Here is a 21,988-nt window from a genome sequence, read left to right on the forward strand (position 1 = left end):
AGGCGGCGTGTCCAGCGTTCGCTGAGGAGTTTTATCCCCGGGTGCAGCGGTATTTGGCCGCAGGGTGGTGGCAGTGTAGTCGGGGCGCGAGGCAGGGGCGGGAAAGAGTGCCGGAGCCTGCGCTCCGGCAGCGCGGTGTCACTGCTTTTCGGGAGGCAGTTCCGGCAGGGCGCGAAGGGCGGCTTCGTACCATTGGGTGTCGAAGGCGCGGTCCTGTTCGAGGATGGCGTCGATCTCGATCGCCAGTACATGGGCCATCAGATTGAGGATTTCCTCGCGCTCGTAGCCCACCAGGGTGAGCTTGTTGAACGTGGCCTTGGCCGCTGGTGGGTTGTCGCTTTCGATCTGGTTCTCGATCGCTTCGATCAGGGTATTTTCGGCGAACTCTTCTTCGTCGGTGTCGATATCGGTTGGCTCGCTCATGGCAGGCTCCTCAAGGAAAGGTCGCCAGTTTACTCGTATTCAGCGGCTCGATGCTGCTGGCCAGAGTGGGATTAACCTTCTATAAAAAACCCCTGCCAACCCCTGCATGGCCTGGAGGCTACGGGATGTTCAAGCTCTATGGGTTCGCCATCAGCAACTACTACAACATGGTCAAGCTGGCCTTGCTGGAGAAGGGGCTGCCTTTCGAAGAGGTGCTGTTCTACGCCGGCCAGAGCCCCGAGGCGCTGGCTATCAGCCCTCGGGGCAAGGTTCCGGTACTGGAGGTGGAGCAGGGCTTCATCAGCGAAACCAGTGCGATTCTCGATTACCTGGAGCAGGTGCGGCCGGCGCCGGCGCTGCTGCCGAAGGACGCGTTCGAACGTGCCCAGGTGCTGGCACTGGCCAAGGAGATCGAACTGTACATAGAGCTGCCGGCCCGGGCCTGTTTCCCCGAAGCGTTCTTCGGCGCGACCCTGCCCGATGCGATCAAGGAGAAGGCCGGGATCGAATTGCTACAAGGCTTTGCCGCATTGCGCCGGCATGCCCGGTTCGCCCCCTATGTAGCGGGCGCCAGCCTGAGTGTGGCGGACCTGTATTTTCAGTACAGCGTGAACCTTGCCCTGATAGTCGGGGACAAGTTGTTCGGAATCGATTTTTTGGCCGAGATGCCCGAGGCCCGGGCCTTGCTCGAGCGCCTGGAGCAGACCCCCAACGCTCGGCGCATCGCCGCTGACAAGGCGGCACTGATGGCCGCCAGAAGGTCAGGGCGCTAGGAACCTGCTCGCACCGGCAGAGGATGCCGGCGCGGGCAGGCTCGCAAGGGCTTAGCGGCTGGCCAGCAGGGCCTGGCCGCGGGCCACTGCCGCCCGGACCTGGGCCGGTGCGGTGCCGCCGATGTGGTTACGGGCATTCACCGAGCCTTCCAGGGTCAGCACGGCGAACACGTCCTGTTCGATCTGGTCGCTGAACTTGCGCAGCTCTTCCAGGCTCATTTCCGCCAGGTCCTTGCCGGTTTCCACGCCGTACTTCACCGCATGGCCGACGATTTCGTGACAGTCGCGGAACGGCAGGCCACGGCGTACCAGGTAGTCCGCCAGGTCGGTGGCGGTGGAAAAACCGCGCAGGGCCGCCTCGCGCATGATGGCGTGCTTGGGCTTGATGGCCGGGATCATGTCGGCGAAGGCCCGCAGCGAATCGCGCAGGGTATCGGCGGCGTCGAACAGTGGTTCCTTGTCTTCCTGGTTGTCCTTGTTGTAGGCCAGGGGCTGGCCTTTCATCAGGGTCAATAGGCCCATCAGCGCGCCGAATACCCGGCCGCTCTTGCCCCGTACCAGTTCCGGCACGTCGGGGTTTTTCTTTTGCGGCATGATCGAGCTGCCGGTGCAGAAGCGGTCCGGCAGGTCGATGAACTGGAATTGCGCGCTGGTCCACAGCACCAGCTCTTCGGAAAACCGCGACAGGTGCATCATTGCCACGCTGGCGGCGGCGCAGAATTCAATGGCGAAGTCCCGGTCCGAAACGCTGTCCAGGGAGTTGCCGCCCACGCCTTCGAAGCCCAGCAACTGGCAGGTCAGCTCGCGGTCGATCGGGTAGGTGGTGCCGGCCAGCGCGGCGCTGCCCAGGGGCATGCGGTTGGTGCGCTTGCGGCAGTCCACCAGGCGCTCGTAGTCACGGCTGAGCATCTCGAACCAGGCCAGCATGTGGTGGCCGAAGGTCACCGGCTGGGCAGTCTGCAAGTGGGTGAAGCCCGGCATGATGCTCTCGGCTTCACGCTCGGCCAGCTCCAGCAGGCCTTTTTGCAGGCGGGTGATTTCACCGAGGATCAGGTCGATCTCGTCCCGCAGCCACAGGCGGATGTCGGTGGCCACCTGGTCGTTGCGGCTGCGGCCGGTGTGCAGTTTCTTGCCGGTGATGCCGATGCGGTCGGTCAGGCGCGCTTCGATGTTCATGTGCACGTCTTCGAGGTCCACGCGCCAGTCGAAACGGCCAGCCTCGATCTCGCCCTGGATGGTCTTCAGGCCGTCGATGATGCTGTCGCGCTCGGCATCAGTGAGCACGCCGACCTTGGCCAGCATGGTGGCGTGGGCGATGGAGCCCATGATGTCATGGCGATACAGGCGCTGGTCGAAAGTGACAGAGGCGGTGAAGCGGGCGACGAAGGCGTCGACGGGTTCACTGAAGCGGCCGCCCCAGGACTGATTGGTCTTGTCAGTGCTCATGAATTCGCTCGTGATCTGCTGAAGGAAGATGGCGTGAAAAACAGGCGCCGATAATAACAGGGTTGCCCGGGCTGTCGCTGGCGCTGGTCGGCAGCTTTTTTCTGCGCCGGACACCTGGGCGGCTTGTCGCCGGCCTCGGGGGCGCAGAGACTGAGGTCGGCGCAGTCGAAGGTGCTTCCTGCGAGGTGAGCGCCTTGAGTGCGGAAGGTGATATCGGTCAAACGATATTTATCGATTGAGCAATATCGTCTTGGCAACCGTCTACAGTTGGACAGGAGGACCGGCACAATTGCGTAACACCCCTCGCGTGTTCGCAGTGGCCCCCTCCAGCAAGTTCACACCGCGCAGGGCCAGGCAATCCGTCCACCAAACGAGACGGGTGCGGGCAGGGTGGGCGGCGACCACAATCACGAGGGGGGCTTTGTGTTGAATACCAGCATTCCCTGCGACGTCGTCGCGCATCAGCCGACCTTGAGCGGTATCGGGCAGGCACGGGCAAATATTGGTGCCCGACTTGCGGCACTTTTTGGCCTTCGCACTAGTCTTAGCGTGGATCGCGGTGACGGACGTCACTCCACCTGTCTACGCTATCCTTGTGCGAGACTCACGCAGGAATCCAGCGCAATATGAATGTCCTGATCGTTGATGACGAACCCCTAGCCCGCGAGCGCCTGAGCCGGATGGTCAGTGAGCTCGAGGGATACAGTGTCCTGGAGCCTAGCGCCACCAATGGCGAAGAGGCGTTGAGCCTGATCGACAGCCTGAAGCCGGATATCGTCTTGCTCGACGTCCGCATGCCAGGGCTGGACGGTCTGCAGGTCGCCGGCAAGCTGTGCGAGCGCGAGACGCCTCCGGCGCTGGTGTTCTGCGCTGCGCCGGACGAATTCGCCCTGGAGGCCTTCGATGCCAGCGGCGTCGTCCACCTGGTCAAGCCAGTGCGCTCCGAGCTGTTGCTGGAGGCCTTGAAAAAGGCCGAGAAGCCCAACCGTGTACAACTGGCGGCACTGACCCGGCCCGCGGCCGAAAGCGGTAACGGCCCGCGCAGCCATATCAGCGCCCGTACGCGCAAAGGCATCGAGCTCATCCCACTGGCTCAGGTGGTGTATTTCATCGCCGACCATAAATACGTGACCCTGCGCCACGAGGGCGGCGAGGTGCTTCTGGATGAGCCCCTGAAGGCTCTGGAAGATGAATTCGGCGACCGCTTTGTGCGTATCCACCGCAATGCGCTGGTGGCCCGCGAGCGTATCGAGCGTCTGCAGCGCACACCGTTGGGGCACTTCCAGTTGTACCTCAAGGGCCTCAATGGCGATGCGCTGATTGTCAGCCGGCGGCATGTGGCGGGCGTGCGCAAGATGATGCAACAGCTCTAAGCCAGGGTTTGACCCCTGCAATGGGTGAAGCCTGGCGTCGGGAGGAGGCTAGGTTTCTGATACAAGTCAAAGCTGATTTGGTTGAGCTGTTATTATCTGCCGTATCTATTCAGTACGGATTGATCCATGTCCTCTCGCGAAATCCGCATCGCTACCCGCAAAAGTGCTCTGGCCTTGTGGCAGGCCGAATACGTCAAAGCCCGTCTGCAAGAGGCCCATCCGGGTCTTGTCGTGACCCTGGTGCCCATGGTCAGCCGCGGCGACAAACTATTGGACTCGCCCTTGTCGAAAATCGGTGGCAAGGGTCTGTTCGTCAAGGAACTGGAAACCGCGCTGCTGGAAAACCAGGCCGATATCGCCGTGCACTCGATGAAAGATGTGCCCATGGACTTCCCGGAAGGCCTGGGTCTGTTCTGCATCTGCGAGCGCGAAGACCCGCGTGATGCCTTTGTTTCCAACACCTACGCCAGCCTCGACGAGTTGCCTGAAGGCAGCGTGGTGGGCACCTCCAGTCTGCGCCGTCAGGCTCAGTTACTGACCCGTCGCCCCGACCTGCAGATCCGTTTTCTGCGGGGCAACGTCAATACCCGTCTGGCCAAGCTGGACGCTGGCGAATACGACGCCATCATCCTCGCGGCCGCTGGCTTGATCCGCCTCGGATTCGAGGATCGCATCAGTTCCTCCATCAGTGTCGACGACAGCCTGCCCGCCGGTGGCCAGGGCGCCGTCGGCATCGAATGCCGCAGTGCCGATACTGAAATCCACGCCTTGCTGGCCCCCCTGCATCACGCCGACACGGCCAGCCGGGTAACCGCCGAGCGCGCACTGAACAAGCACCTCAACGGTGGTTGCCAGGTGCCAATTGCCTGCTATGCGGTGCTGGAAGGCGAGCAGATCTGGCTGCGCGGCCTGGTGGGCGAGCCTAGCGGCGGCCTGCTGCTCAGCGCCGAAGCTCGTGGCCCTCGCGCATCGGCCGCCGAGCTGGGTGTGCAAGTGGCGGATGCCCTGCTGGCCCAGGGCGCCGATGACATTCTGCGCGCGGTCTACGGCGAGGCGGGCGAGGAGTGACTGGCTGGCGCCTGCTGCTGACCCGGCCGGCCGAGGACTGCGCCGCGCTGGCGGCGATCCTGGCGCAGTCCGAGATCTTGAGCAGCAGCCTGCCATTGCTGGAAATCCAGGCGTTGCCGGTCAGTGACTCGCAGCGGGCTACCCTGCTGGCATTCGACCAGTACTGTGCGGTGATTGTGGTCAGCAAGCCGGCGGCGCATCTTGGCCTGGAGCTGTTGCGCCAGTATTGGCCGCAACCACCAGACCAAGCCTGGTTCACCGTAGGCGCCGCTACCGGGCAGATCCTTGCGGATGCCGGCTTGCCAGTGGCCTATCCCCAGCAGGGCGATGACAGTGAAGCCTTGCTTGAACTTCCCCAATTGCGCGAGGCTATCCGCCGGCCTGATCCACGGGTGTTGATCGTGCGCGGGGAGGGGGGGCGCGAGCTGCTCTCTGAGCGCTTGCGCGCCCTAGGTGCTAGTGTCGATTATCTGGAACTCTACCGCCGCTGCCTGCCGCACTACGCCGAAGGCGCGTTGCTCCAGCGGATTGAAGTGGAACGCTTGAACGGGCTGGTGGTCAGCAGTGGACAAGGTTTCAGCCACTTGCGGCAGCTGGCGGGGCCCGCCTGGCCGCAACTGGCGAAGATGCCGTTGTTTGTTCCAAGCCCCCGGGTCGCCGACATGGCGCACGCCGCAGGGGCGGAAAAAGTTGTGGATTGTCGCGGGGCCAGTGCCGCGGCTTTGCTAACGGCGTTACGGGAGCAACCCGTGCCCGTTCTCTAAACGCAAAGGATGGATACGTGAGCGAAACAGCCTTGCCTAAAGATGAAGCCCAGCCGGTGCTCGAGACACCTGCTGAACCCACGAAACCAACCGTTGAGCGTCGTGGCAACGGGTTGGCAATTCTGGCCCTGCTGCTGGGGGCGGCGGGCGTCGCCGTTGGTGGCTGGGGGATCTGGCAGGTGCGCCACCTGCAAGCCAATAACCAGCAGCAGTTCAGTCAGTTGCAGGCCCTGGGGGATCAGGCCCAGAGTCTCAAGCTCAGCGAACAGCGCTTGAGCGAACGCCTGGAACAACTGCCCGCGGCCGATGAGCTGGAAGACCGGCGGCGTCTGGTGGCCCAGTTGCAGGGTGACCAGCAGCGCCTGAACCAGCGCCTGGAAACCGTACTGGGCGCCAGCCGCAAGGACTGGCGCCTGGCAGAAGCCGAGCACCTGTTGCGCCTCGCCAGCCTGCGTCTTTCGGCGCTGCAGGACATCAGCAGCGCTAGGGCCCTGGTCCAGGGCGCCGACGATATCCTGCGGGAACAAAACGATCCGGGAGCCTTCGCAGCCCGCGAGCAGTTGGCCAAGAGCCTGGCGGCCCTGCGCAGCACCGAGCAGCCGGACCGCACCGGGCTGTTCCTGCAACTGGGGGCCTTGCGTGACCAGGTGCTGGAACTGAGCGCCGTGGCTCCGGAGTACAAGGACCGCGGTGAATCGCTGCTCGGCCTGACAGCCGATGGTGACGGCGCTAGCCGCTGGGCCCAGTGGTGGGATCAGATCTCGCGCTATTTCCGCATCGACTTCAACGCCGACAAGAACATCCGTCCCTTGCTGGCCGGTCAGGGCCTGACCCAGGTGCGCCTGGCCCTGAGCCTGGCGCTGGAGCAGGCGCAGTGGGCTGCCCTGAACGGCCAGGCCGCGGTCTATACCCAGGCGTTGACCGAAGCCCGCGACGTGCTCACCGGCAACTTCAATCAGGACAACCCGCAAAGCAAGATCATGCTCGAGCGCCTGGCCGAGCTGAGCAAGCAGCCGGTGACGGTCGTCACCCCGGACCTGGCCAAGACCCTGAGTACGGTCCAGGCCTACCTGGAGCGGCGTAACCTGAATGTCGAGGAGTCGGTCAAGCCTCTGGCCAAACCTGCGGCGAACAACGCCCAGGAGACGAGCCCATGAAGCGTACCTATGTGATCGTCCTGCTGGTCATTGCGGCCATCGGCCTGCTGGGTCTGGCCATTGCCGAGCATCCCGGGTACGTACTGATCGCCTACAGCAACTTCCGTTACGAATCGAGCCTGTGGGCAACCCTGGCCCTGGTGGCGCTGGTCTGGCTGGTGGTCTGGGGCATCAAGCTGCTGATCGAGCTGGTGATGGTGTCCGGTGGTGTGGTCAATCCCTGGTCACGGCGCAATCGCAGCCGCCGGGTGCAGATCGCCATCGAGCAGGGTCAGATGGACCTCGCCGAAGGGCGCTGGGCCAGCGCGCAGAAGCACCTGCAGCGTGCCGCCGAGGCCGAGCGCCAGCCGCTGCTCTACTATCTCGGCGCTGCCCGGGCGGCCAACGAGCAGGGCCACTATGAAGAATGCGACCGGTTGCTGGAGCGGGCGCTGACCCGCCAGCCCCAGGCAGAGCTGGCCGTGGCCCTGAGCCACGCCCAACTGCAGACGGATCGCGGCGATACCGAGGGAGCCCTGAGCACCCTGCAGGCCATGCATGAGCGCCATCCCCATAGTGTCCAGGTGCTGCGCCAGTTGCAGCGCCTGCATCAGCAGCGTGGCGACTGGTCGGCCCTGATCCGTCTGTTGCCCGAGTTGCGCAAGGACAAGGCGCTGCCGGCCAGCGAACTGCAGGAACTGGAGCGTCGGGCCTGGGGTGAAAACCTGTCCCTGGCCGCGCGTCGTGAAGAAGATGAGGTGGCCGGCCTGCAATCTCTCAATCGTGCCTGGCAACAGTTGACCTCGGCACAGCGCCAGGAGCCGCAGTTGGTGCTGGCCTATGCCGAACAACTGCGTCAACTGGGCGCGGGGGCCGAGGCGGAAGAGGCCCTGCGCACGGCAATCAAGCGCAAGTACGAAAGCCACCTGGCACGGCTCTATGGCCTGGTGCGTGGCAGCGATCCGTCGCGCCAGTTGCAGACCGCCGAGCACTGGCTGAAAGAGCATGCGGACGATCCGAGCTTGCTGCTGACCCTGGGCCGCCTGTGCCTGCAGAACAGCTTGTGGGGCAAGGCCCGGGACTATCTGGAAAGCAGCCTGCGCTTGCAACGCAATCCCGAAGCCTGTGCGGAACTGGCGCGCCTGCTGGCACAGCTGGGGGATACCGAACGCAGTAACCAGCTGTTCCAGGAAGGTCTGGGCATGCTCGATGAGCGCCTGCTGGCCTCACCGCTACCGGTCCCGGTGCGGGCCTGAGGTGTCCCGGGGCCGGTTGCCTGTTTCAGGCAACCGGCCCTTTTGCTGCTGTACCTGCGGCGCTGTTGTCGATCGGTTGCGACATAGCGCTTCTTGAAAGCAGCGAGCGCTTTCTCTACCGTGGCTGCCTGTTTCTCCCGTTACGGATATCTCATGTCGCTGGCCGGCTCCCGCTTGCTGTTCTCCCTGGTGTTCCTGGTGGGGGCCTTGGCCTCGTGGGCGGCGTTCAACCTGCAAACGGGTGGCGGCCTCGAGTCCTGTTCGCTGTGGGGCGTGCAGCGCCTGCTGTTGCTGGCATTGGGTGGGGTCAATCTGCTGGCCGTGATCCAGGGGCCAGGGCGCGTGGGGCGGGCGGTCTACTGGGGGCTCAACCTGCTGTTGGGCCTGCTGGGGGTGGTCACCGCGGGACGCCATGTGCTGTTGCAGAACATTCCTTCCGAACAGTTGCTGGCCTGCCTGCCGGACATGTCCTTCATGCTCCGCCAGTTGTCCTGGTGGCAGGCGTTGAAGCTGACTTTCATGGGCACCTCCGATTGCGCTGAGGTCACCTGGACCCTGCTGGACATGAGCTTGCCGGAGTGGAGCCTGCTGTTTTTCGTGATCATGCTGATCTTTAGCGGCTACCGCCTGTGGCGTCAGCTACGGGGCGCGCGCAAGGCCGTGGCGTTGCCCTGAGTCAGTGTTTGGCAGGAGGGCGGGGATTAAACGCTTGTATGAACTTTATCTCCTGCGTACCTTGATGCTGTAGTCGAGCGGGCATAATCTGGCCCGCACCTGTCACTGGAATTATGTTGCTCGATGCTGTTGTGCCTGACCGGATCCAGAGTCTCCAGAAAGGAGCGGCGGGCAAGCGGCATGACCCATAAGGGAAGAGAGATCACCATGCTCGAAAGTTGTCAGAATGCTCAGGAACGCTGGGGTGGAGTGCATCTGCTGATCGACCGCTGGTTGCAGGAGCGTCACGAACTGGTTCGAGCCTATGATGCGCTGGGCGCGGAGCCCGAGGCACTGAGTGAGAGCAAGAAGCCGCTGCAGGAATTCTGCGGGATCCTGGTGGACTACGTCTCCGCCGGCCATTTTGAAATCTACGAACAGCTGACCAGCGAAGCCAAGGCGTTTGGCGACAAGCGCGGGCTGGAGTTGGCCGACACCCTCTACCCACGCATCGACGTGATCACCGAAAAGCTCCTGGCGTTCAATGACCTGTGCGACGCCGGCCAGTGCGTGGCGCAGAAGTTCAAGGAACTCGGTGGCCTGCTGCACGAACGCTTCGAGCTGGAAGACTGCCTGATCGAAGTGCTGCACAACGCCCACAAGCAGGAAGCTGTGGCTCAGGCCTGAGAACAGGAACCTACCAGGAAAAACGGCACGCCTCGGCGTGCCGTTTTTCGTTGTGGCGCTTCAGCCAGCGACACCGAGCAATTCGATGTCGAACACCAGTGGGGTGTAGGGCGCGATCAGGTCCCCGGCGCCTTCGGTGCCATAGGCCTGGTTCGACGGGATTACCAGGCGCCACCGGGCTCCGGTGGGCATCTGCGACAGTGCGCTACGCCAGCCGGCGATCACGCTGTCGAGGCGGAACCATTGCGGCTGCTGGGTCTGATCGAACACGGTGCCGTCTGGCAGGCGCCCGGTGTAGCGCACCTGGACCGAGCCGTTGGGGCTGGCCTTGTTGCCGCTGCCAGGGCTCAACTCGGTCAGCAGGATGCCGTCTTCCAGTTGGCGGACCCCGGGCTTGGCCTTTTCTTCATCGAGAAAGCGCTGTTCGTTTTTCAGCGCGATCTCTGTCTGAGACTTGGCCGACTGTTCGCTGATCTGTGCGTCGTGCTCGGCAAGGATCTGTTCGATGCGTTCGCTTTTCAGCGCCAGAGGCTTGCCTTGATAGGCGGCCCTCAAGCCTTCGACCAGGGCCTGGATCTGCAGGTCGGGCACCTCATCGCGCAGGCGCTCACCGAGGCTTGCCCCCAGGCTGTAGGCAAGATCGTGAGCGTTGTTGGATGGTGCTTCGGCAGCCGCCTGAGCCAGTGGCAAGAACAGGCTCAAGGATAAAAACAGGTAACGCGACATGGGCACTCTCCGGCCTGAGTTGCGGTGGATTATGCCAGCGACAAAGCGCTCGTTGGTGAGCAACTTCGATGGGGGCGAAGAACATTTTCGTTCGGCTGCAACGCCAGGCTTTCGATACTGTCAACATGCCCTAGCGGCGGTAGCAGCAGAGGTCTAGTATGAGCCGCAACTCACGTCAGCCAGGAGGTAAACCATGTCGGCCAATAAGAAGCCTGTAAATACTCCGTTGCATTTGCTCCAACAGCTGTCGGGCAGCTTGCTCGAACATTTGGAAAACGCTTGTTCCCAAGCCTTGGCTGATGCTGAAAAACTGCTCGCCAAGCTGGAAAAACAACGGGGCAAGGCGCAGGAAAAACTGCACAAATCGCGCACCAAACTGCAGGACGCTGCGGCGGCCGGCAAGGCCAAGGCACAAGCCAAGGCGAAGACCGCGGTCAAGGAACTCGAAGATTTGCTGGACGCCCTGAAAGAGCGTCAGGCGCAAACCCGCAGCTACATTCTGCAACTCAAGCGCGATGCCCAGGAGAGCCTGAAACTGGCTCAAGGCGTGGGTCGTGTGAAGGAAGCGGTAGGCAAGGCATTGAGCTCTCGTGATGCCAAGCCGGCAGCGGTAGCAGCTAAAAAACCAGCGGCCAAGCCTGCTGCCAAGGCACCGGCCAAACCTGTTGCCAAGCCGGCGGCGAAAAAGCCTGTTGCTGCCAGTGCAGCCAAGCCCGCCGCGGCCAAAACCGCAGCCGCCAAGCCTGCTGCCAAACCAGCGGCCAAGCCTGTTGCCGGCAAAGCGGCGGCTGCCAAACCGGTAGCTGCCAAGCCAGCCGCCAAGCCAGCCGCCAAGCCCGCTGCGAAGCCTTCGACCAAAGCCGCTGCGGCCAAGCCAGCTGCTAAACCTGCCGCCAAGCCAGTAGCCGCCAAGCCAGCAGCGAAACCTGCTGCCACCAAGACCGCTGCGGCTAAACCGGCTGCCGCCAAACCGGCCGCTAAACCAGCAGCGAAACCCGCCGCTACAAAAGCTCCGGCCAAACCCGCGAGCAAACCTGCAGCTGCCAAGCCAGCCGCGGCATCGGCGGCCAAGCCTGCCGCCGCCAAACCCGCAGCAAAACCCGCTGCCAAGCCGGCCGCGAAAAAGCCTGCTGCCAAGCCCGCAGCCGCCAAGCCTGCTGTAGCCAAGCCAACTGCTCCAGTTGCCAAACCTGCAGCTCCCGCGCCCGCAGCGGCCAAGCCTGCAACTCCTGCTCCGGCTGCCTCGCCGGCACCAGCTGCAAGTGCACCCGCTGTTCCTGCGTCGGCTCCAGCCAGCAACCCTTCCAGCGCTTCCTAAGCGCCGGCCACCGCGATGCGCAGTACCTGCAGCGCATTGCGGTTCCGGACGGCGGCTTCGGCCGCCAGTCCTTCCAGCCAGTCATTCAGGCTCCGGGCCTGAGCTTCGGGCCACTTTCGTGCCCCTTCCTGCAGACGCAGCAGCAACTGCCGTTCGGCATCCAGTTCCAGGGCCTTGAGTTGTTCGCGCAAGGTGCTCAGTTGCACGTCGCTGGCCGCGGCGGCTCGCCACTCAATCCGCAGTTTGCGCAGGGGTTCGACCACCTCCTGATACCAGGGCGCAGCCAACTCTTCGAGCGCTTGCAGGCGCTGCTTATCGCAGTCGACCCCCCTTTGGCCAAGCCAGGCGCCACAGAGCAACAGACAGACATTGGCCCCGCCATCCTGCAGTTGCAGGCAGGCCTCCTGCACACCGGGCAGGGCATAGGTCTTCAGGGCAAAGCTCCACAGGTCAGGGGACATATTGCTACTCGCGCCAGTTGCTAACGAAGCTGGTAGACTCCGCCGCCATTATGATTCGACTTCAGAACCTGACTTTACAGCGTGGCCCGCAACGTCTGCTAGAAGACGCCGAGCTAACCCTGCACGCCGGCCAGAAAGCCGGCCTGATCGGTGCCAACGGCGCCGGCAAATCCAGCCTCTTTGCCTTGCTGCGCGGTGAGCTGCACCCGGACTCGGGTGACTGCTTCCTGCCGGCCGACTGGCGCATCGCCCACATGCGCCAGGAGGTCGATACCCTCGAGCGCCTGGCGGTGGACTATGTGCTCGACGGCGACTTGCGCCTGCGCCAGGTGCAGCGTGACCTGGCCGCTGCAGAAGCGGCCCAGGACGGCGCCGCGCAAGCGCGCTTGCACGCCGAGCTGGACAGCGCCGACGGTTACACCGCCGATGCGCGGGCGCGCAAGCTGCTGGCTGGCCTGGGTTTCACCAACGAGCAGATGGACCGTCAGGTCGGCGACTTCTCCGGGGGCTGGCGGATGCGCCTGAACCTGGCGCAGGCGCTGATGTGTCCCTCGGACCTGCTGCTGCTCGACGAACCTACCAACCACTTGGATCTCGACGCCATCATCTGGCTCGAAGAGTGGCTCAAGGGTTACCCCGGCACCTTGCTCCTGATCTCCCACGACCGGGACTTCCTCGATGCCGTGGTCGATCACGTGGCCCACGTCGACCAGCGCAAGATCACCCTCTATCGCGGTGGCTACAGCGCCTTCGAACGCGCCCGTGCCGAGCGTCTGGCCCAGCAGCAGCAAGCCTACGAGAAGCAGCAGGCGCAGCGCGCGCACATGGAAAGCTATATCGCCCGCTTCAAGGCCCAGGCCACCAAGGCCCGGCAGGCACAGAGCCGGATCAAGGCCCTGGAGCGCATGGAGGAGCTGTCGGCGGCCCACGTCGATTCGCCCTTCGATTTCACCTTCCGTGAGTCGACGAAGATCTCCAGCCCGCTGATCGACCTCTCCGATGCCCGCCTGGGCTATGGCGAGCGTGCGGTCCTGGAGAAGGTCAAGCTGCAGCTGACTCCGGGCGCGCGGATCGGCCTACTGGGGCCCAACGGCGCCGGCAAGTCGACCCTGATCAAGAACCTCTCCGGCGAACTCCAGCCGCTGTCCGGGCGCCTGACCCGGGGCGAGAACACCGTTGTCGGTTACTTCGCCCAGCATCAGCTCGATTCCCTGGACTCCAAGGCCAGCCCCTTGCTGCATCTGCAGCGCCTGGCGCCCACCGAGCGCGAGCAGACCCTGCGCGACTTCCTCGGCGGCTTCGACTTCCGCGGCGCACGGATCGACGAGCCGGTGCTGAACTTCTCCGGCGGTGAAAAAGCCCGTTTGGCCTTGGCTCTGATTGCCTGGGAGCGGCCCAACCTGCTGCTGCTCGACGAACCCACCAACCACCTGGACCTGGAGATGCGCCTAGCCCTGACCATGGCCCTGCAAGAGTTCAGTGGTGCGGTGCTGGTGGTCTCCCACGATCGCCATCTGCTCAAGAGCACCACCGACAACTTCTTCCTGGTGGCCGACGGCAAGGTCGAAGAGTTCGACGGCGACCTGGACGACTACACCCGTTGGCTGGTGGATTACCGCCAGCGCAATGCCCCGGTCAGCAACACGCCGGTGAACCCGGACAAGACCGACAAGAAGGCCCAGCGCCAGGCCGCCGCGGCGTTGCGTCAGCAACTGGCACCGCACAAGCGCGAGGCCGACAAGCTGGAAGCCGAGTTGGGCAAGGTGCATGAGCGCCTGGCCAAGATCGAGGCCAGCCTGGGCGACAGCGGTTTGTACGAGGCTGCGCGCAAGGATGAGTTGCGGGATCTGCTGGCCGAGCAGGCCAAGCTCAAGACCCGTGAGTCCGAGCTGGAAGAAGCCTGGATGGAGGCCCTGGAACTGCTGGAAAGCATGCAGGCCGAGCTGGAGGCGCTGTCCTGATGGAGGCGCTGCAATTACCGTTGCCGGCCCAGTGGATCGGCCCGTTGTGGATTGGCGTGCAGATCCTGCTGATCCTCCTGGCGGGCTACCTGGCCCAGCGCTTCGTGGCTCGTGGCCTGACCCGCTTGGGCGAGCGCTACCCGTTCCCGCCGCAGTTGCTGATGCCCCTGCGGGGCGGCCTGCGCTGGCTGATCATGGGCAGCGCGGTGATCTTCGTGCTGGAGCGCCTGGGGGTTTCCGCCACGGTGCTGTGGACCGCCCTTTCAGGCTTCGTCGCCGTGGCGGCGGTGGCCTTCTTCGCCATGTGGAGCGTGCTCTCCAACCTGCTCTGCGCGATCCTGATCTTCACGGTTGGCCCGTTCCGCCTGGGTGACGTGGTGGAGCTGGTGGACACCGTCGACAAGCCTGGGGTCAAGGGCCGGGTCGTGGCGATCAACCTGCTGTACACCACCCTGATCGAAGCCGAGGAAGCCGGCACCGGCAGCGCCATGGTCCAGGTGCCCAACAGCCTGTTCTTCCAGCGCTCGGTGCGCCGCTGGCGTGGCACTGATGTGCTGCCCGTGGGCAGCGGCGAGAAGTAACCCCTTCCTCTGTAGCCGCTGCATCACCTTTGGGCGAAAAAAATATGGTCAGCCGCCAAGCGGAGGATTAGCTTAGGCAGTCACGACCAATTCGATCCGAGGTGTGCGATGGTGCTTGAGACATGGCTGGCGTTCTTTGCCGCCAGTTGGGTAATCAGTCTTTCCCCGGGCGCCGGCGCCATTGCGTCGATGTCCTGCGGCCTGCAATACGGTTTCTGGCGCGGCTACTGGAACGCCCTGGGGCTGCAACTGGGCCTGGCCATGCAGATTGCCATTGTCGCGGCCGGTGTTGGGGCCATTCTCGCGGCCTCTGCCACGGCCTTCTATGCCATCAAGTGGTTCGGTGTCGCCTACCTGGTGTACCTGGCGGTCAAGCAGTGGCGCGCGCTGCCCAGCGACCTCAGTGATGACGCCGCCATTCGCCCCATCGGCAAGCCCCTGGCCCTGGTGTTTCGCGGTTTCCTGGTAAACATCAGCAACCCCAAGGCGCTGGTGTTCATGCTGGCGGTGTTGCCGCAGTTCATCGATCCCCATGCCCCCCTGGTCAAGCAGTACCTGATTCTCGGCGCCACCATGATCGTGGTCGACCTGATCGTCATGGCCGGCTATACGGGGCTGGCGTCCAAGGTCCTGCGCCTGTTGCGCACCCCGGTCCAGCAGCGGCGGATGAACCGCACCTTCGCCGGCCTGTTCCTCGGCGCTGCGGGTTTTCTGGCAACTATCCGCAAAGCGGCGGCCTAGGTTTGCAGGAACAAGAAAAGGCGACCCACCGGGTCGCCTTTTTCGTTTGCGTGCGGTTTAGCGCAGGATCACTGGCGCCGTGTCCGGCGGCTGGTTGTTGCGCATCGGCGCTTGGCGCGGTTGCTCGCAGCTGTCACGACCCAACTGCCGGGTGACGTCTTCGCCCAGGGGCTTGGACACTTTGCGCACGCAGGGGAGCGGGTGCTAGCTGGGCGTGAGGCTGGTGGCCTGTGAGCGAAGATGTTTCAGCGGGGCTGATAAGCCTTGAGTGAAACTCGTTGGGAGGGAACAATATGTTACTTCTTATTTCCCTTTGAGATTTATTCATGATTGCCCCTTCCCGTTTACTGGCGTTGCTAGTGTTGCCGGTGCTGGCGCTTTTCAGCTTCAACCTGCTGGCCGATACCGTCGACGGCGCGCCCAAGGCCCTGCATTTGCTGGATTACATTGGCGCGGACTATCCCGCCACGGTCGAGGGGGGCAAGGTCATTGACGAGTCCGAGTACCGTGAGCAGGTGGAGTTTCTCGGCGTCCTGCAGGGGTTGATCGCCGATCTGCCGGCCAAACCGGAAAAGGCTGAACTGGAGCAAGGCGTTGTCAGCCTGCGCAAAGCGGTGGATGACCGCGTCGATGGCAATCAGGTAGCTCGCCAGGCGCGGCAGATGGGGGCTCGGCTGGCGGTAGCCTATGAGGTCAGCCAGGCGCCGATCATCACCCCGGATCCGACCCGTGGCGCGCCGTTGTACGCCCAGCACTGCTCGGTGTGCCATGGCGAGCAGGGCGCCGGCGATGGTCCGGCGGGCGTGGGCATGACCCCACCACCGGCCAACCTGCGGGATGCCGAACGTCTCGACCGTCTGAGCCTGTATGCCATCTACAACACCCTGGGGTTGGGCGTGGAAGGCACCGACATGCCGTCCTTCGCTGATCAACTGGATGATCGCCAGCGTTGGGACCTGGCCACCTACATCGCCAGTTTCAGCGCCGACCCCGCGGCCGCCAAGGGCGAGCAGAGCTTCAATCTGGCCGACCTGGCCCGGCAGACTCCGGGTGAAGTACTGGCCGCCCAGGGCCCGCAGGCAGCCGCGACTTTCCGTGCCCAGCGGGCCCAGCCGCCTCAGGTCAAGCGGGGGCCGGCGCAGTTGCTGGACTACACCGCATCGACCCTGGACAAGAGCCTGGCGGCCTATCGCAGCGGTGATCACGAACAGGCCTACGATCTGTCGGTAGCGGCGTACCTGGAAGGTTTCGAGCTGGTAGAAAGCTCCCTGGACAACGTCGATGCCAACGTCCGCAAAGACACCGAAAAGGCCCTGATGGCCTACCGGCAGTCGTTGCAGGACGGTTTGCCGGTGGCCCAGGCCGAACAGCGTCTGGACGCGGCCAAGGCCAAGCTCAAGGAGTCCGCCGAGCTTCTGGGCGGCGACAGCCTGAGCTGGTCTCTGAGTTTTATTTCCGGCCTGCTGATCCTGCTGCGCGAAGGCCTGGAAGCGATCCTGGTGCTGGCGGCCATCCTCGCCTTCCTGCGTAACACAGGCCAGCAATCGGCGGTGCGCAGTGTCAACGTCGGCTGGGGACTGGCCTTGCTGGCCGGCCTGGGTACCTGGGCCTTGGCGGCCTACGTGATCGATGTCAGCGGTTCCCAGCGTGAACTGCTCGAAGGCGCCACCGCGCTGTTCGCCAGTGTCATGGTGCTGTGGCTCGGGGTGTGGATGCATGACCGCCGGCATGCGGCGGCCTGGCAGGACTACATCAAGAGCAGCCTGGTGGGCGGCGGCGGGCGTTTCGGCTTTGCGGTGCTGGCGTTCTTCTCGGTCTATCGCGAGCTGTTCGAAGTGATCCTGTTCTACGAAACCCTGTGGCTGCAGGCCGGCCCTGCCGGGCACAACGCGGTACTGGCCGGTGGCGCCACCGCCCTGGTGCTGCTGGTGGGGCTGGCCTGGGTGATCCTGCGGGGCTCGGCCAAGCTGCCCCTGGCGCTGTTCTTCGGCATCAACGCGGCACTGCTCTGCGCCTTGTCGGTGGTGTTCGCCGGGCACGGCGTCAAGGCGTTGCAGGAAGCGGGTATCTTCGGTACGCGGCCAGTGCCGTTCTTCGACTTCGACTGGCTGGGTATTCATGCCGACGCCTACTCGCTGGGTGCCCAGGCGGTGGCGATCCTGGCGATCGTGGTGCTCTACAGCCGCAGCCGCATGAGTGAGAAGCGCCGCGTGCAGGCTTCCTGAGCCGGCGTAGTTGATTGCGGGCAAGCCCGCTCTTGAAGGGGCGGCTTGCCCGTTCTGCATTCTGGAGGGAGAACATTCAATGCGTGTCTGGATCGATGCCGATGCCTGCCCCAAGGCGGCCAAGGATCAAGTAGTGCGCTTCGCCCTGAAGCGCCAGTTCGAAGTGGTGCTGGTGGCCGGACAGGCGCAGATCAAGCCGGCCTTCGCCTGCGTCAGGCTGATCGTGGTGCCCAGCGGCCCGGATGCCGCCGACGATTACCTGGTGGAACACGCAGTGCCCGGTGAACTGGTGATCTGCAGTGACGTGCCGCTGGCCGACCGCCTGGTTAAAAAGGGCGTGGCGGCCCTGGACCCGCGGGGCAAGGAGTTCGACGCACAGAACATGGGCGAGCGCCTGGCGGTGCGCAACCTGTTTACCGACCTGCGTGAACAGGGGCAGGTCAGTGGTGGGCAAGCGCCCTATGGCGACCGGGAAAAACAGGCCTTCGCCAACGCCCTGGACCGCATCCTGACGCGCTTGGCGCGCCAGGCCTGAGGGGCGCTCGCTAGAGGCTCACTTGTCGCCTTCGTGGGTCAGCTCCAGCACCCGGTCCACCAGTTTGTTGATGCCCGAGGCCGCTTCGCTGATGGATTTCGCCAGCATGTAGGCGGGGGTGCTCACCAGTTTGCGCGCCTTGTCTTCGATGATCTCGCCCACTGCGCATTCGGCGTGGGTGGCGCCCATCTTGCCCAGGGCGGCTGCGGTGTCGGCATCGTTGCCGATGGTGCAGGTCACGCCGGGGCCGTAGATCTTCGCGGCCATGGCCGGGGCGATGCACATCAGGCCCACCGGCTTGCCGGCTTCGGCAAAGGCTTCGGCCAGGGCCAGGACGTCGGCCTGGACTGTGCAGGCAGCGCCTTCGGTGGCGAAGCTGGAGAGGTTCTTGGCTGCCCCGAAGCCACCGGGAATGATCAGCGCATCGAAGTCTTCGACGCGGGCTTCGCGCAGGTCCTTGACCTCACCCCGGGCGATGCGCGCCGATTCCACCAGCACGTTGCGGGTCTCGGCCATGGTTTCGCCGGTCAGGTGGTTGAGCACATGCATCTGGGGGATGTTCGGGGCGAAGCACTGCACCTGGGCGCCGCGTTGGTCGAGGCGCAGCAGGGTGATCACGCTTTCGTGGATTTCGGCGCCGTCGAACACGCCGCAACCGGAAAGGATCACTGCAACTTTTTTGCTCATGGGTTTTTCTCCAGATTCATGGCGCTAAATGTCCGCCTGTTTGTCACACCTGGCCATAGGGGGATGGAGTCGTCGGACCTAATCTTGGTTATCGATATCGATCGGGTCGCGCCATGAACCTCATCCTCTATGCGGTGCCGTTTTTCTTTGTGTTGATTGTTGCTGAATTGTTGGCCGATCGCTGGCGGGGAGTGAATAACTACCGGGTTGCCGATGCGGTCAATAGCATCAGCACCGGCGTGTTGTCCACCACCACGGGCCTGCTGACCAAGGGGCTGGGCCTGGTCACTTATACCTTCGCCCTCCAGCACTGGGGGCTGTTCGAGCTGCCGGCGCACAGCCTCTGGGTATGGATCGGGGCCTTTGTCCTGTACGACTTCTGCTACTACTGGCTGCATCGCTGCGGTCATGAACGCAATATCCTCTGGGCCGCTCACTCGGTGCACCACCAGAGCGAGGACTACAACCTCTCCACGGCTCTGCGCCAGACCAGCACCGGCTTCCTGTTGAGCTGGATCTTCTACCTGCCCCTGGCGGTACTCGGGGTGCCGCTGGTGGTGTTCGTCACGGTGGCAGCCCTCAATCTGCTGTATCAGTTCTGGGTGCATACCCGGCACATCGGCAAGCTGGGCTGGTATGAATGGTTCTTCGTGACCCCCTCCAATCACCGGGCCCATCACGCGCAGAACGCTCTTTATATGGATCGCAACTACGGCGGGGTGTTCATTCTCTGGGACCGGCTGTTCGGCACCTACCAGGAAGAGGACGACAACGAGCCCGTGGTGTTCGGCGTGACGACCCCGCTGGCCAGTTGGAACCCGCTGTGGGCCAATCTGCAGTTCTATGCCCAGCTCTGGAATGATGCCCGGCGCACCGAGCATGTGCGGGACAAGCTGCGGATCTGGTTCATGCGCACCGGCTGGCGCCCGGCGGATGTGCAGGCCCGTTATCCCCTGGCCAAGACGGAGCTGAGCCAGTTTCGCAAATTCGAGGTGGCCCTGGATGTGCGGCGTCAGGTGTACGTGGTGCTGCAGTTCGCGGTGTATGTAGCCCTGGGCAGCTACCTGATGAATGCCCAGAGCAGCCTGTCGGTCCAGGCACTGCTGCTGGGCGGGGGCGCGATGGCCTTGGGTCTGTTCGTACTGGGCGCGGCTCTGGAGGATCGGCCCTGGAGTCTGAAACTGGAAGGGGCGCGGCTGCTGCTGAATCTGCCCCTGGTATGGCTGGCGCCGCTGGTCGGTCTGTGGCCGGCCAGCCCCCTGGCCTGGGTGGCGCTGGGCAGCTACAGCCTGCTGAGTGTCTGCGGGCTGTATGGCTGCGGCTCGCGTGTTACTCGGCTGGCGTCTTAGGTTCCCGGGCGGAGGCCTGTTCGGCTTCGTAGATCTGCTTGGCCAGGCGTGCGTTCTTGAAGCGCCGGCGCAGCCACAGGCCGAAGCCCAGGACCAGCAGGGCGCCCAGCACCCACAGCTCGTACTTCTTGATGCTGCCGAGCATGCCTTCCATGACTGCGCCGAAATGGTAGGCCGCCTGGGCCAGGGCTATGGCCCAGATCGCTGCGCCGATACCGTTGAGCAGCAGGTAGCGGCCCGGCGGATAGCCGGACAGGCCGATGGCCACCGGCATCACGGTGCGCAGCCCGTAGACGAAGCGAAAGCTCAGTACCCAGATATCCGGGTGCTTGCGGATATGCTCCAGCGCCCGGTCACCCATCATTTGCCAGCGCGGTTTGCGCGCCAGCAGCTTGCGGCCATGCTTGCGCCCCAGGAAGTACCACAGCTGGTCACCGGCGTAGCTGCCGAAGAAGGCAACCACCATCACCAGGTTGATATCCATGTATCCGCGGAACGCGAGAAATCCGGCAAGAACCAGAATGGTTTCGCCTTCGAAAAACGTGCCGAGAAAGAGGGCGAAGTAGCCGAAATCCTGAAGAAATTGTTGGAGCATTGTCTGGATGCTGGCGAAATGAACGCGCAGCCTACCCCTTCGACGACGTTCGGGAAAGTATCGAAATGTGTCTCGACGTGAACAATCCGGCCAATGACAATGAGTGTTGCTGCCGGTCAACAGCTTGAGCACAACTGTCATCTGTTCGTCATAATGCCCGCTTATAACTGTCCCGCTCGTCCGCCAGCGCGAGCCCTGGAGTCCGCCGTGAGCTTTACCCCCGCCAACCGTCTGTTTCCAGCCACTCGTCTGCGGCGCAACCGTCGCGATGACTTTTCCCGCCGTCTGGTGCGGGAAAACCGCCTGAGCGTGGATGACCTGATCCTGCCGGTGTTCGTGCTCGAGGGTGAGAATCGCCGCGAGGCGGTGGCTTCGATGCCCGGGGTCGAGCGCCTGACCATCGACCTGCTGCTGGAAGAGGCGGCGAGCTGGGTCGAACTGGGAATTCCGGCACTGGCACTGTTTCCGGTGACGCCCGGGGCGCTCAAGTCCCTGGATGCGGCCGAGGCCTGGAACCCCGACGGCATCGCCCAGCGTGCCACCCGCGCCCTGCGCGAACGCTTTCCGGCCCTGGGGGTGATCACCGACGTTGCCCTTGACCCGTTCACTACCCATGGCCAGGACGGCATCCTCGACGAACAGGGTTATGTGCAGAACGACATCACCGTCGACGCTCTGGTGCGCCAGGCCCTGTCCCATGCCGAGGCCGGCGCCCAGGTGGTGGCACCGTCGGACATGATGGACGGGCGGGTCCAGGCGATCCGCGAGGCCCTGGAACTGGCCGGGCATGCCAACGTGCGCATCATGGCTTACTCGGCCAAGTACGCCAGCGCCTACTACGGCCCCTTCCGCGATGCGGTGGGCTCGGCGCTGAACCTGGGCAAGGCCGACAAGGCCTCGTACCAGATGGACCCGGCCAACGGCCAGGAAGCCCTGCATGAAGTGGCGGCGGACCTCGCCGAAGGCGCGGACATGGTCATGGTCAAGCCGGGCATGCCGTACCTGGACATCCTCTGGCGGGTCAAAGATGAATTCAAGGTGCCGACCTTTGTCTATCAGGTCAGCGGCGAATACGCCATGCACATGGCAGCAATCCAGAATGGTTGGTTGGGTGAGGGGGTTATTCTTGAATCCCTGACCGCTTTTAAACGTGCAGGTGCCGATGGCATCCTGACTTACTTTGCCGTTCGTGCTGCTCAATTGTTACGAGAGCAAAAATAGCCCTCCCA

Annotated in this window: 23 protein-coding genes; 16 read left to right on the plus strand and 7 right to left on the minus strand. The window is 63.8% G+C overall.

The genetic code is table 11. The features are described 5' to 3' along the window. Positions 1-138 precede the first annotated feature (138 nt). Positions 139-423 carry a hypothetical protein gene (locus F6S12_RS06035; protein WP_011064179.1) on the minus strand — a complete coding sequence of 95 codons (285 nt, stop codon included), beginning with the start codon at positions 421-423 and terminating at the stop codon, positions 139-141. Positions 424-548: 125 nt separating this feature from the next. Between F6S12_RS06035 and F6S12_RS06040 the strand changes: the two genes are divergently transcribed. Then, entirely contained in the window at positions 549-1,196 is a 648-nt protein-coding gene (locus F6S12_RS06040) for a glutathione S-transferase (protein ID WP_315868786.1), read from the plus strand. Positions 1,197-1,247: 51 nt separating this feature from the next. Here the strand turns inward: F6S12_RS06040 and argH are convergent, their stop codons facing one another. Continuing rightward, the gene (gene argH / locus F6S12_RS06045) at positions 1,248-2,642 is read right to left on the minus strand and encodes an argininosuccinate lyase (RefSeq protein WP_015637449.1); all 1,395 of its coding nucleotides are present in this window, start codon (positions 2,640-2,642) and stop codon (positions 1,248-1,250) included. A 626-nt stretch (positions 2,643-3,268) separates the two neighbouring features. On the opposite strand from argH, the gene F6S12_RS06050 reads away from it, so the two are divergent. The 7 genes from F6S12_RS06050 (at position 3,269) to F6S12_RS06080 (ending at position 9,580) form a co-directional block, all read left to right on the plus strand. Then, the gene (locus F6S12_RS06050) at positions 3,269-4,015 is read left to right on the plus strand and encodes a LytR/AlgR family response regulator transcription factor (RefSeq protein ID WP_011064176.1); all 747 of its coding nucleotides are present in this window, start codon (positions 3,269-3,271) and stop codon (positions 4,013-4,015) included. 126 nt (positions 4,016-4,141) lie between these two features. Further along, a complete protein-coding gene (gene hemC, locus F6S12_RS06055) occupies positions 4,142-5,083 on the plus strand; it encodes a hydroxymethylbilane synthase (protein WP_041120366.1) in 942 nt (313 codons plus the stop codon). Then, positions 5,080-5,847, plus strand: coding sequence for a uroporphyrinogen-III synthase (locus F6S12_RS06060; RefSeq protein ID WP_220223437.1), 768 nt, complete (start codon positions 5,080-5,082; stop codon positions 5,845-5,847). Before hemC ends, F6S12_RS06060 begins: the two co-directional genes overlap by 4 nt. 17 nt (positions 5,848-5,864) lie before the next feature. Further along, positions 5,865-7,004, plus strand: a complete 1,140-nt coding sequence (locus F6S12_RS06065; RefSeq protein WP_315868787.1) for a uroporphyrinogen-III C-methyltransferase — start codon at positions 5,865-5,867, stop codon at positions 7,002-7,004. Beyond that, positions 7,001-8,239, plus strand: coding sequence for a heme biosynthesis protein HemY (locus F6S12_RS06070; protein ID WP_011064172.1), 1,239 nt, complete (start codon positions 7,001-7,003; stop codon positions 8,237-8,239). Before F6S12_RS06065 ends, F6S12_RS06070 begins: the two co-directional genes overlap by 4 nt. A 153-nt stretch (positions 8,240-8,392) precedes the next feature. Beyond that, positions 8,393-8,914 carry a disulfide bond formation protein B gene (locus F6S12_RS06075; RefSeq protein ID WP_053160388.1) on the plus strand — a complete coding sequence of 174 codons (522 nt, stop codon included), beginning with the start codon at positions 8,393-8,395 and terminating at the stop codon, positions 8,912-8,914. A gap of 207 nt (positions 8,915-9,121) precedes the next feature. Beyond that, the gene (locus tag F6S12_RS06080) at positions 9,122-9,580 is read left to right on the plus strand and encodes an Rsd/AlgQ family anti-sigma factor (protein ID WP_011064170.1); all 459 of its coding nucleotides are present in this window, start codon (positions 9,122-9,124) and stop codon (positions 9,578-9,580) included. Between the two features lie 60 nt (positions 9,581-9,640). Here F6S12_RS06080 and F6S12_RS06085 read toward each other — a convergent pair whose 3' ends face one another. Continuing rightward, positions 9,641-10,306, minus strand: a complete 666-nt coding sequence (locus F6S12_RS06085) for an FKBP-type peptidyl-prolyl cis-trans isomerase (protein WP_011064169.1) — start codon at positions 10,304-10,306, stop codon at positions 9,641-9,643. Between the two features lie 193 nt (positions 10,307-10,499). On the opposite strand from F6S12_RS06085, the gene F6S12_RS06090 reads away from it, so the two are divergent. After that, positions 10,500-11,624: an AlgP family protein gene (locus tag F6S12_RS06090; RefSeq protein ID WP_152686524.1), complete on the plus strand. Its 1,125-nt coding sequence runs from the start codon at positions 10,500-10,502 to the stop codon at positions 11,622-11,624. On the opposite strand, the gene F6S12_RS06095 is transcribed toward F6S12_RS06090, so the two are convergent. Further along, positions 11,621-12,085: a TIGR02444 family protein gene (locus tag F6S12_RS06095; RefSeq protein ID WP_011064167.1), complete on the minus strand. Its 465-nt coding sequence runs from the start codon at positions 12,083-12,085 to the stop codon at positions 11,621-11,623. The genes F6S12_RS06090 and F6S12_RS06095 overlap by 4 nt on opposite strands. A 50-nt stretch (positions 12,086-12,135) precedes the next feature. Here F6S12_RS06095 and F6S12_RS06100 point away from each other — a divergent pair, with 50 nt between their 5' ends. The 3 genes from F6S12_RS06100 (at position 12,136) to F6S12_RS06110 (ending at position 15,368) form a co-directional block, all read left to right on the plus strand. Beyond that, a complete protein-coding gene (locus F6S12_RS06100; protein ID WP_011064166.1) occupies positions 12,136-14,046 on the plus strand; it encodes an ATP-binding cassette domain-containing protein in 1,911 nt (636 codons plus the stop codon). Beyond that, positions 14,046-14,627 carry a mechanosensitive ion channel family protein gene (locus tag F6S12_RS06105; RefSeq protein WP_011064165.1) on the plus strand — a complete coding sequence of 194 codons (582 nt, stop codon included), beginning with the start codon at positions 14,046-14,048 and terminating at the stop codon, positions 14,625-14,627. Before F6S12_RS06100 ends, F6S12_RS06105 begins: the two co-directional genes overlap by 1 nt. A 108-nt stretch (positions 14,628-14,735) precedes the next feature. Beyond that, positions 14,736-15,368 carry a LysE family transporter gene (locus tag F6S12_RS06110; protein WP_011064164.1) on the plus strand — a complete coding sequence of 211 codons (633 nt, stop codon included), beginning with the start codon at positions 14,736-14,738 and terminating at the stop codon, positions 15,366-15,368. Between the two features lie 57 nt (positions 15,369-15,425). On the opposite strand, the gene F6S12_RS06115 is transcribed toward F6S12_RS06110, so the two are convergent. Further along, complete coding sequence (locus F6S12_RS06115) at positions 15,426-15,548, minus strand: hypothetical protein (protein WP_375538784.1); 123 nt, start codon at positions 15,546-15,548, stop codon at positions 15,426-15,428. A gap of 146 nt (positions 15,549-15,694) precedes the next feature. Here F6S12_RS06115 and F6S12_RS06120 point away from each other — a divergent pair, with 146 nt between their 5' ends. Both F6S12_RS06120 and F6S12_RS06125 read left to right on the plus strand, forming a co-directional pair. Continuing rightward, positions 15,695-17,593 carry a cytochrome c/FTR1 family iron permease gene (locus tag F6S12_RS06120; RefSeq protein ID WP_123472626.1) on the plus strand — a complete coding sequence of 633 codons (1,899 nt, stop codon included), beginning with the start codon at positions 15,695-15,697 and terminating at the stop codon, positions 17,591-17,593. A 79-nt stretch (positions 17,594-17,672) separates the two neighbouring features. Continuing rightward, positions 17,673-18,128: a YaiI/YqxD family protein gene (locus tag F6S12_RS06125; RefSeq protein WP_015637443.1), complete on the plus strand. Its 456-nt coding sequence runs from the start codon at positions 17,673-17,675 to the stop codon at positions 18,126-18,128. A gap of 18 nt (positions 18,129-18,146) precedes the next feature. Here the strand turns inward: F6S12_RS06125 and elbB are convergent, their stop codons facing one another. Then, positions 18,147-18,815, minus strand: coding sequence for an isoprenoid biosynthesis glyoxalase ElbB (gene elbB, locus F6S12_RS06130; RefSeq protein WP_015637442.1), 669 nt, complete (start codon positions 18,813-18,815; stop codon positions 18,147-18,149). A 113-nt stretch (positions 18,816-18,928) separates the two neighbouring features. Between elbB and F6S12_RS06135 the strand changes: the two genes are divergently transcribed. Beyond that, positions 18,929-20,164: a sterol desaturase family protein gene (locus F6S12_RS06135; protein WP_315868788.1), complete on the plus strand. Its 1,236-nt coding sequence runs from the start codon at positions 18,929-18,931 to the stop codon at positions 20,162-20,164. Here the strand turns inward: F6S12_RS06135 and F6S12_RS06140 are convergent. Continuing rightward, on the minus strand, positions 20,145-20,759 hold the full coding sequence (locus F6S12_RS06140; protein ID WP_011064160.1) for a DedA family protein: 615 nt from the start codon (positions 20,757-20,759) through the stop codon (positions 20,145-20,147). The genes F6S12_RS06135 and F6S12_RS06140 overlap by 20 nt on opposite strands. A gap of 207 nt (positions 20,760-20,966) precedes the next feature. Here F6S12_RS06140 and hemB point away from each other — a divergent pair, with 207 nt between their 5' ends. Beyond that, positions 20,967-21,980: a porphobilinogen synthase gene (hemB, locus tag F6S12_RS06145; RefSeq protein WP_053154458.1), complete on the plus strand. Its 1,014-nt coding sequence runs from the start codon at positions 20,967-20,969 to the stop codon at positions 21,978-21,980. The last annotated feature ends 8 nt before the right edge of the window (positions 21,981-21,988 follow it).

The sequence above is a fragment of the Pseudomonas sp. JV245A genome (assembly GCF_032424515.1).
In the GTDB taxonomy this organism is placed as follows: domain Bacteria; phylum Pseudomonadota; class Gammaproteobacteria; order Pseudomonadales; family Pseudomonadaceae; genus Aquipseudomonas; species Aquipseudomonas protegens.